At 60.4% G+C, this 8,480-nt stretch carries 10 protein-coding genes; 6 read left to right on the forward strand and 4 right to left on the reverse strand.

Annotated elements, in window-relative coordinates:
• Positions 1-110 precede the first annotated feature (110 nt).
• From infC to pheT, 5 genes are all read left to right on the forward strand, one after another.
• Positions 111-647 carry a translation initiation factor IF-3 gene (infC, locus tag EDE09_RS24480; protein ID WP_245422982.1) on the forward strand — a complete coding sequence of 179 codons (537 nt, stop codon included), beginning with the start codon at positions 111-113 and terminating at the stop codon, positions 645-647.
• Between the two features lie 196 nt (positions 648-843).
• On the forward strand, positions 844-1,047 hold the full coding sequence (gene rpmI, locus EDE09_RS24485) for a 50S ribosomal protein L35 (RefSeq protein WP_027487755.1): 204 nt from the start codon (positions 844-846) through the stop codon (positions 1,045-1,047).
• A 39-nt stretch (positions 1,048-1,086) separates the two neighbouring features.
• Positions 1,087-1,491: a 50S ribosomal protein L20 gene (gene rplT, locus EDE09_RS24490; RefSeq protein WP_046627769.1), complete on the forward strand. Its 405-nt coding sequence runs from the start codon at positions 1,087-1,089 to the stop codon at positions 1,489-1,491.
• Positions 1,492-1,621: 130 nt separating this feature from the next.
• Positions 1,622-2,704 carry a phenylalanine--tRNA ligase subunit alpha gene (gene pheS, locus EDE09_RS24495; protein ID WP_112796452.1) on the forward strand — a complete coding sequence of 361 codons (1,083 nt, stop codon included), beginning with the start codon at positions 1,622-1,624 and terminating at the stop codon, positions 2,702-2,704.
• Between the two features lie 15 nt (positions 2,705-2,719).
• A complete protein-coding gene (gene pheT, locus EDE09_RS24500; RefSeq protein ID WP_132413169.1) occupies positions 2,720-5,143 on the forward strand; it encodes a phenylalanine--tRNA ligase subunit beta in 2,424 nt (807 codons plus the stop codon).
• Here the strand turns inward: pheT and EDE09_RS24505 are convergent.
• Positions 5,140-5,535, reverse strand: a complete 396-nt coding sequence (locus tag EDE09_RS24505; protein WP_105373864.1) for a 4-oxalocrotonate tautomerase family protein — start codon at positions 5,533-5,535, stop codon at positions 5,140-5,142. The two genes, pheT and EDE09_RS24505, sit on opposite strands and share 4 nt — an antisense overlap.
• Positions 5,536-5,577: 42 nt before the next feature.
• Complete coding sequence (locus EDE09_RS24510) at positions 5,578-5,979, reverse strand: MarR family transcriptional regulator (protein ID WP_245505230.1); 402 nt, start codon at positions 5,977-5,979, stop codon at positions 5,578-5,580.
• A gap of 157 nt (positions 5,980-6,136) precedes the next feature.
• Between EDE09_RS24510 and EDE09_RS24515 the strand changes: the two genes are divergently transcribed.
• Entirely contained in the window at positions 6,137-6,754 is a 618-nt protein-coding gene (locus tag EDE09_RS24515) for a hypothetical protein (protein ID WP_112796458.1), read from the forward strand.
• Positions 6,755-6,764: 10 nt separating this feature from the next.
• Here EDE09_RS24515 and EDE09_RS24520 read toward each other — a convergent pair whose 3' ends face one another.
• Both EDE09_RS24520 and EDE09_RS24525 read right to left on the reverse strand, forming a co-directional pair.
• Positions 6,765-7,124, reverse strand: coding sequence for a nuclear transport factor 2 family protein (locus EDE09_RS24520; protein WP_105373861.1), 360 nt, complete (start codon positions 7,122-7,124; stop codon positions 6,765-6,767).
• Between the two features lie 55 nt (positions 7,125-7,179).
• Positions 7,180-8,181, reverse strand: a complete 1,002-nt coding sequence (locus EDE09_RS24525; RefSeq protein WP_112796460.1) for an aldo/keto reductase — start codon at positions 8,179-8,181, stop codon at positions 7,180-7,182.
• Between the last annotated feature and the right edge of the window lie 299 nt (positions 8,182-8,480).

Here is an 8,480-nt window from a genome sequence, read left to right on the forward strand (position 1 = left end):
GTGACGATATGCTATTGACTTCGCGCGAGTGATCACGACATTGCCCTCGGTCGCATGCCGGGCGAGCAAAGTCGTCGCTTGCGTTCCGAAACAACATGGAGAATACGACCATTCGCAGACCATTCAAAGCCGATGCTCCCGTCAAAGAGGGGCCGCGCTCCAACAGGGAAATTCGCATTCCCAAGGTCCAGCTTATCGATGCCGAAGGACAGAACCTCGGTGTGGTTCCGACCGACCAGGCTCTTCGTATGGCAGAAGAGGCCGGCCTTGATCTCGTCGAGATCTCGCCGAACACCGAACCGCCGGTATGCAAGATCCTCGACCTCGGCAAGCTGAAATATGCGAACCAGAAGAAAGCGGCTGAAGCCCGCAAGAAGCAGAAGATCGTCGAAATCAAAGAAATCAAGATGCGCCCCAACATCGACACCCATGATTATGAGGTGAAGATGAAGGCGATGAACCGTTTCTTCGAAGACGGCGATAAGGTCAAGGTGACGCTGAAGTTCCGCGGCCGTGAAATGGCCCACCAGGAACTCGGCATGAAGCTTCTGCTTCAGGTCAAGGACGACACCACGGAAATTGCCAAGGTGGAAGCCGAACCGAAGCTCGAAGGCCGCCAGATGATGATGGTGCTGGCGCCGAAATAAGCGCCGGTCACCTGCCTGCCTGCGGATTGCCGGCAATTCGGCCGGGGTTTTTGCCGCGCTTTCTTTCCCCATTGCGCTTTTGACCGACTGCGGTTATAAGCGCGCGTCCGAACGGTCCGGCAGGGCATGCCGTGGCCGTTCTAAATGCTTGAAGCCAGCCTCGTCTGCGGCTTCGATACAAAAACGGAGTAGCAAAATGCCCAAGATGAAGACGAAGTCCGCTGCCAAGAAGCGGTTCAAGGTTACTGCAACTGGCAAAGTCGTTGCAGCCGCCGCCGGCAAGCGCCACGGCATGATCAAGCGGTCCAACAAGTTCATCCGCGATGCACGCGGAACGATGATTCTTGCCGAAGCAGACGGCAAGAAGGTCATCAAGAACTACCTGCCGAACGGTCTCTGAGACCCTCGCCACTTTTGGATCAGATAAGGAGATCATGACATGGCACGCGTAAAAAGGGGCGTTACTTCCCGCGCCAAGCACACCAAGACTTTGAAGGCAGCCAAGGGTTTCTACGGCCGCCGCAAGAACACGATCCGCGCCGCCAAGGCTGCTGTCGATCGTTCGCGTCAGTTCGCCACGCGCGACCGTCGCGTCAAGAAGCGTAATTTCCGCGCCCTGTGGATCCAGCGTATCAACGCTGCCGTCCGCGAATCCGGCCTCACCTACGGCCGCTTCATCGACGGCCTCAACAAGGCCGGCATCGAAGTCGACCGCAAGGTTCTGTCCGACATGGCAATCCATGAGCCGGAAGCATTCGGCGCACTGGTTGCCGCTTCCAAGAAGGCGCTGGAGTACCTCAAGGACGCCGGCACCACCAACGAGTTTGAAAGCGCGGTTCGTTAACCAGCGCTTCCCAAGCTTAATTAGCTCTACTGATTTTGGGAAACCCGCGCTGGTTACGGCTGGCGCGGGTTTTTCTTTTGCCCGTCACGACCTCGCCCTCCACCTCGCCGAGTATCAAACGGAAGAAACAATGTCCGATCTGGAAAACCTGAAAACCTCGCTTCTGGCGGAAATCGCCGGTGCCGGCGACGAGGCGGCGATCGAGGCCGTACGCGTCGGTGCCCTCGGCAAGAAAGGCTCCGTCTCCGAACTTCTGAAGACATTGGGTTCGATGTCGCCGGAAGAGCGCCAGACGCGCGGAGCGGCGATCAATGCACTGAAGAATGAGATCACCGACGCGATCACCACCCGCAAGACGGTGCTGAAGGATGCCGCGATCGACGCCCGGCTGCGGGCCGAAACGGTCGACATATCGCTGCCGGTGCGGTCTTCACCCGCCGAGCGCGGCCGCATTCATCCGATCAGCCAGATCGTCGACGAGATCACGGCGATCTTCGGCGACATGGGCTTTACGATCGCCGAAGGTCCTGACGTCGAAACGGACTATTACAACTTCACGGCCCTGAACTTCCCCGAAGGCCATCCGGCCCGCGAGATGCACGACACCTTCTTCTTCCAGGCGGACGAGCATGGCGAGCGAAAGGTGCTGCGCACCCACACCTCGCCGGTGCAGATCCGCACCATGGAAGCCGAGAAGCCACCGATCCGCATCATCATTCCCGGCAAGACCTATCGTCAGGACAGCGACGCCACGCATTCGCCGATGTTCCATCAGGTCGAGGGGCTCGTCGTCGACAAGAAGTCGCATGTCGGCCACATGCGCTGGATCCTGGAAGAATTCTGCAAGGCGTTCTTCGAAGTGCCGTCGGTGACCATGCGCTTCCGCCCGTCCTTCTTCCCGTTCACCGAACCGAGCTTCGAAGTGGACATCCAGTGCGACCGCTCCGGCCCGATCGTCAAGTTCGGCGAGGGCAGCGACTGGATGGAGATCCTCGGCTGCGGCATGGTGCATCCGAACGTGCTCAAGGCCGGTGGGCTGGACCCCGATGAATTCCAGGGTTTTGCCTGGGGCATGGGTCTCGACCGCATCGCCATGCTGAAATACGGCATGCCGGACCTGCGCGACTTCTTCAACGCCGATGTCCGCTGGATGAACCACTACGGCTTCCGCCCGCTCGACATGCCGACGCTGTTCGGCGGTTTGAGCTCTTGAGGGAGGACTGACACAATGAAATTCACGCTTTCCTGGCTCAAGGAACATCTTGAGACCGATGCCACGCTGGACCAGATCTGCGAGCGCCTGACTGCGATCGGCCTCGAAGTCGAGGATGTCGACGACAAGGCGGCCTATAGGCCGTTCGTCATCGCCAAGGTGGTTTCCGCCGAAAAGCATCCGTCCGCCGATCGCCTCAAGGTGCTGATGGTGGATGCTGGCGACGGCAAGCCGGTGCAGGTGGTCTGCGGTGCGCCGAACGCCCGCGCCGGCCTCGTGGGAGCCCTGGCTCGTCCGGGCACCTATGTTCCCGGTATCGACGTGACGCTCGCCGTCGGAAATATCCGCGGCGTCGAAAGCCACGGCATGATGTGCTCCGAAAAGGAGCTCGACATGTCCGACAATCACGAGGGTATCATCGATCTTCCGGAAGATGCACCGGTCGGCACACCCTTCGCCTCCTATGCCGGCCTCGACGATCCGGTCATCGAGATCAACCTGACGCCGAACCGACCCGATTGCACCTCGATCCATGGCATCGCCCGCGATCTCGCCGCCGCTGGACTCGGCACGCTGAAGCCGCGAGCGAAGCCTTCCTTCAAGACGGAAGGCGAGACCTCCGTCGGCCTTCGAATCCTGCTCGATGACGAACGGCTTTGCCCCGGCTTCGGCCTTCGCCTCGTGCGCGGCGTCAGGAACGGTTCGAGTCCCGTCTGGATGCAGCAGCGGCTGAAGGCGATCGGCCTTCGCCCGATCAACGCCCTGGTCGACATCACAAACTACATGACCTTCGACCAGGGGCGGCCGATGCACGTCTTCGACGCCGCAAAGGTCAAGGGCGGCCTGACGGTGCGGCGTGCATTGGAAGGCGAAACGATCCTCGCGCTCGATACGCGGGAATACAAGCTCGGGCCCAACAACGTCGTCATCTCCGACGAGAAGGGTATCGAGTCGATCGGCGGCATCATGGGCGGCGAGCATTCCGGCTGCGACGAGAACACGACCGACGTGCTGATCGAGAGTGCGCTCTGGGATCCGATTAACATCGCCAAGACGGGCCGTTCGCTCGGCATCATCACCGATGCGCGGTACCGTTTCGAGCGCGGCGTCGATCCGGAATATATGGTGCCGGGCCTTGAGCGCACGACGGAACTGGTCCTGCAACTCTGCGGCGGTACGGCAGCGGAAGCAAAGGTAGTCGGTTACAAAGGTCATCAGCCGAAAGTGATCGATTTCCCCTTCTCCGAGGTGAAGCGGCTGACGGGGCTGGAAGTCTCGACGGAGGAAAGCCGGCAGATCCTGACGCGCCTCGGCTTCACGATGCAGGGCGACGGCGAGCGCGTCTCGGTGACCGTCCCCTCCTGGCGGCCGGACGTCGACGGTAAGGCGGACCTCGTGGAAGAGGTCATGCGCATTCACGGAGTCGATCAGATCAGGCCCGAGCCGATCGACAAGCTTTCGAGCGTCAACGCCAGGATTCTGACCACCCTGCAGGTGCGCACCCGCACGGCCAAACGGGCGCTCGCCTCCCGCGGCATGCTGGAGGCGGTCACCTGGTCGTTCATTCCCGAGGATCAGGCAAGGTTGTTCGGTGGCGGGCAGCGCGAGTTGAAGCTTGCGAACCCGATCGCGGCCGACATGTCGGACATGCGACCCTCGCTGCTGCCGGGCCTGCTGACGGCAGCGCAGCGCAATGCCGACAAGGGCTTTGGCGACGTGGCGATCTTCGAGGTCTCCGGCACCTATGAGAACGACAAGCCGGAAGGCCAGCGGCGCGTGGCCGGCGGCGTGCGCCGCGGCACGGCCTCGCTCAACGGTTCCGGCCGTCTGTGGTCCAACAGTGCCAAGGGCGGCGGCAAGCCGGTCGATGTCTTCGACGCCAAGGCTGATGCCTTGGCCGTTGTCGAAGCCTGCGGCCTGCCGATGGGCAATGTCCAGATCGAGAAGGGCGCGCCGGAATGGTATCATCCCGGCCGCTCGGGCACGATCAAGATGGGCCCGAAGGTCGTGCTCGGCTACTTCGGCGAATTCCACCCCAAAATGCTCGGCGCCCTCGATGTCTCCGGCGCGCTCTGCGGTTTCGAGGTCTTCCTCGATGCCATGCCCGATCCTAAGAAGAAGGCGACCCGCACCAAGCCGCCGCTGGAGCTTTCGCCCTTCCAGGTCGTGAAGCGCGATTTCGCTTTCGTGGTGGGAAGCGAAGTGGAAGCCGGATCGGTCGTCAAGGCCGCGGTCACCGCCGATCGCAAGCTGATCACCGGCGTCAACGTCTTCGACGTGTTCGAAGGCGCTTCCCTCGGCGAAGGCAGGAAATCGGTGGCGATTGAGGTGCTGATCCAGCCGTTCGAGCGGACGCTGACCGACGAGGATTTCGAGGCGCTGACGGCCAAGATCGTCGCCAATGTCGAAAAGACGACCGGTGGGGTACTGCGGGCTTAATTCGCCCGCTGATACCGCCATTCCTGGGTTCTGCCGCCATAGCCATAGGCGGCGGCCCGCACATCCTGGACATAGATGTAGCTCTCCTCGTGCAGATTGCCGAGGAGGGCCGCAAACCCTTCGAATGCCTCCCTGATATAGGCGGCCTTCTCGCTCTTCGTATTTGTCTCGTCGGTGATCTTGATATCGAAATAGACGCTCGACTTGCCCTGTTCGGCAAGCGTGCGGCCGCCGGCGAGCCAGTCGCGGGGATCGACATAATCGATGGCGATGGCAGTCACTGCAGGATCCTTGCCGAGGATGCGCTGCGTCAGTTCTGTCAGCATATCGGCTATCGCCCTGGTCATGGCGTCGGACCGTTCTCCACTGACTTTCACATTCAATATGGGCATGGATTTTCTCCTTTGGTTAGCTATGCAACTAATTAGGCGTCTTCACGGCAGATTGCTGCCGATCGATCTGGCCTGTCTGACGAACCCGGCGAATACCTCGTCCCCGAGCTCGGCCTTCAGCCTTTCGGTTACTGCGCCGCTGGCCGCGTTCAGCGGGTCCTTCAGTATCAAAGCGTCCGATGTGGGATGGATTTCCCATTCCCGACCGTCCCGTTCTGCCGGCCGCCTTTCCAGCAACCCGCGCGTCACAAGCCCGTCCACCGCTCGCGTGGCCGTTGCCCGCGCGATCCTCAGCGTATCCGCCAGCTCGCTATGCAGCATTCCCGGTTTGGCAAGGACTGCGCGCAAGGTGAAGGCTTGCGGCGGAGTGAGGTCGAAAGGCTTGAAGGCCTCGGACCAAACACGCTCCAACTGACGGGCCAGTGCTGTGGTGTTGAAATACAAGCAATGATCAAACATGCGGAGAGGATAGCAGATATAATTGCATATGCAACTACAATATGACTCGAAATTGCGAAAACGGGTGGCATCGTGATTTTCCGATAGCTACCCTACCATCCGGGGAAAATCCGCTCGATATGGCAACGAGAAGAGGGCGATCATGCGCGTACCGGGATCGATGAAGGGACTTGAAGAACTCGGGCGGGTCCGTTTGTCGAAGAACTTCTTTTTCCGCGATTTCCTGTTTTCCGAAATTGCCAATTTCTACGGCATCCCGAACCTTCCCGAAGACCCGGATCTCGCGATCGAAGCGGGGCGCCATCTATGCGAGGAGCTTCTGGAGCCGCTCCAGGCGACCTTCGGCAGGCTGCACCTGCGCTCCGGTTATCGTTCGCCCAAGGTCAACGAGTTCGGCAACCGGAACAATCTCAACTGTTCGTCCAATGCCAACACCGCCGCTGATCATATCTGGGACAGGCGCGATGCCAAGGGTTTCATCGGCGCCACCGCCTGCGTGGTTTTCCCCTGGCTCGTCGACAATTACGATCAGGAGGGCGACTGGCAAAAAATGGCCTGGTGGATCCACGATCATCTGCCTTACGCCTCGATCATGGTTTTCCCGAAACTCTGGGCTATGAACATCCAGTGGCACGAAAAGCCGGCGCGGCGGATCCGCAGCTTCGCCGAACCGCGCGGCGTGCTGACGAAGATCGGCATGCCCAACAACGAGGGCGACCATTCCGCCTTTTACGCGGGCTTTCCCGAGCTTAAACGGTAGCCGGCGCTTCTCAGGAATGCAGGTAGTAAAGCTTGTTGACGATCGTCCAGCGCCCATCGATCTTCAGGAGCGAGAGATGGTCGGAAAAGCGCATGCCGGCGAACTCATCCACCACTTTCACGGTTGCGGTGTCGCCGGTAACATCGAGGGTCTCGATCTGGATGAGCGGCTGGGTGTCGGCGGGTGCGGCGCCTTCCGAGGCGATCGCGGCGATAAACTCGTCAAGCGACAACCATTCGACGGTGCCTTGGTAGTTGCCGATGATACAGGCCCTCGGGTGGAACGCCTTGCGAAGCGCTCCTTCATGCGCAAACGTCATTCCGTCCACGTAGAGGTGGACGACAGCCTGGACTGCCTGTTCTTCCGACATCTCCGTACCTCCCGGAAGAAGTATAGCGCGGAGTCAAGGCCAGTCCAGACGGATGTTATTGCTGCTTCGGGGTCCAGGCAGCCGCCTGCTGCCCATAGCGAGCGCCGGAAAATTTCTCGGGCGCAAGCATGTCTCCCAGGGTCCTCACCTCTTCCGACGACAGCGCGATCTCGGTCGCGGCGACGTTCTGTTCGAGATGCGGAATTTTTCGGGCTCCCGGAATAGGCACGATGAAATCGCCCTGATGCAGGACCCAGGCAAGCGCAAGCTGCGCCGCCGTCACGCCCTTGTCCGCGGCCATTTCCTCCAGCAATTTCACCACGGAAGCGTTGGCCGTCATGTTCTCCGCGCTGAAGCGTGGCAGCGAGCTGCGGAAATCATTCGCGCCGAACTGGTCGGGACTCTGGATCTTGCCGGTCAGGAAGCCCCGGCCGAGCGGGCTGAAGGGAACGAAGCCGATGCCGAGTTCGCGGCAGGTATCGAGGATTTCGCCCTCCGGATCGCGTGTCCAGAGCGAATATTCGCTCTGCAGCGCAGAGATGGGGTGCACTGCATGGGCGCGCCTGATGATGTCCGCCCCCGCTTCGGAAAGGCCAAGCGCCCTTACCTTGCCCTCTTTCACGAGTTCCGCCATGGCGCCGACGGTATCTTCGATCGGCACATTGGGATCGACGCGGTGCTGGTAAAAGAGGTCTATGACGTCGACGTCGAGCCGTTTCAGCGATGCTTCCGCGACTTCGCGCACATGCTCCGGCCTGCTGTCGAGACCGGACATGGCGCTGGAATCCTTCTTCTCAGGATCGATCCTGAAGCCGAACTTGGTTGCGATCACGACCTTGCTGCGGAAGGGTTTGAGGGCGCGGCCGACGAGTTCCTCGTTGACGAAAGGTCCATAGACTTCCGCGGTGTCGAAGAACGTCACGCCCATTTCCACCGCCCGATGCAGTGTTCGGATGGACTCCTGTTCGTCCTGACCTCCATAGGCATGGCTCATGCCCATGCAGCCAAGGCCGATTGCGGAGACGTCGAGTTCTTTTCCGAGTTTCCTCGTTTTCATGGGGGATTCTCCAATGAAAGAACACAAGGGCAAGAACGCTTATTTTCGCGGCTTTTCCTTGGGTTCGGTTATGTTTTGACCGGCGTTTGGGCCGATCAGTTAAAGCTTCTCGGTTCGCAGAACGGGTTTTTGCCCGCCTGCGGTTCTGAACCATTCTCCAATTCGTGACCCTAACGCCGGTCTGTTTCCGGCTTCGGTCACAGGGTGGCGTTCGGCTCCCGGCTTCCCATTCTCCTTTAAGAGCGCAACCCAGGCCTGCCGGGCTCGCTAGCTTCCCATCAGGACAACCGGGATATCGT

It is taken from the genome of Neorhizobium sp. S3-V5DH (assembly GCF_004343065.1).
GTDB lineage: Bacteria > Pseudomonadota > Alphaproteobacteria > Rhizobiales > Rhizobiaceae > Neorhizobium > Neorhizobium huautlense.

Bases quoted from the DNA above. Each gene is read 5' to 3' on its own strand.
- EDE09_RS24515 (WP_112796458.1), top strand. From the start codon at position 6,137: ATGCGCGTACCGGGATCGATGAAGGGACTTGAAGAACTCGGGCGGGTC.
- pheS (WP_112796452.1), top strand. From the start codon at position 1,622: ATGTCCGATCTGGAAAACCTGAAAACCTCGCTTCTGGCGGAAATCGCC.
- rplT (WP_046627769.1), top strand. From the start codon at position 1,087: ATGGCACGCGTAAAAAGGGGCGTTACTTCCCGCGCCAAGCACACCAAG.
- pheT (WP_132413169.1), top strand. From the start codon at position 2,720: ATGAAATTCACGCTTTCCTGGCTCAAGGAACATCTTGAGACCGATGCC.
- EDE09_RS24525 (WP_112796460.1), bottom strand. From the start codon at position 8,181: ATGAAAACGAGGAAACTCGGAAAAGAACTCGACGTCTCCGCAATCGGC.
- rpmI (WP_027487755.1), top strand. From the start codon at position 844: ATGCCCAAGATGAAGACGAAGTCCGCTGCCAAGAAGCGGTTCAAGGTT.
- EDE09_RS24520 (WP_105373861.1), bottom strand. From the start codon at position 7,124: ATGTCGGAAGAACAGGCAGTCCAGGCTGTCGTCCACCTCTACGTGGAC.
- EDE09_RS24505 (WP_105373864.1), bottom strand. From the start codon at position 5,535: ATGCCCATATTGAATGTGAAAGTCAGTGGAGAACGGTCCGACGCCATG.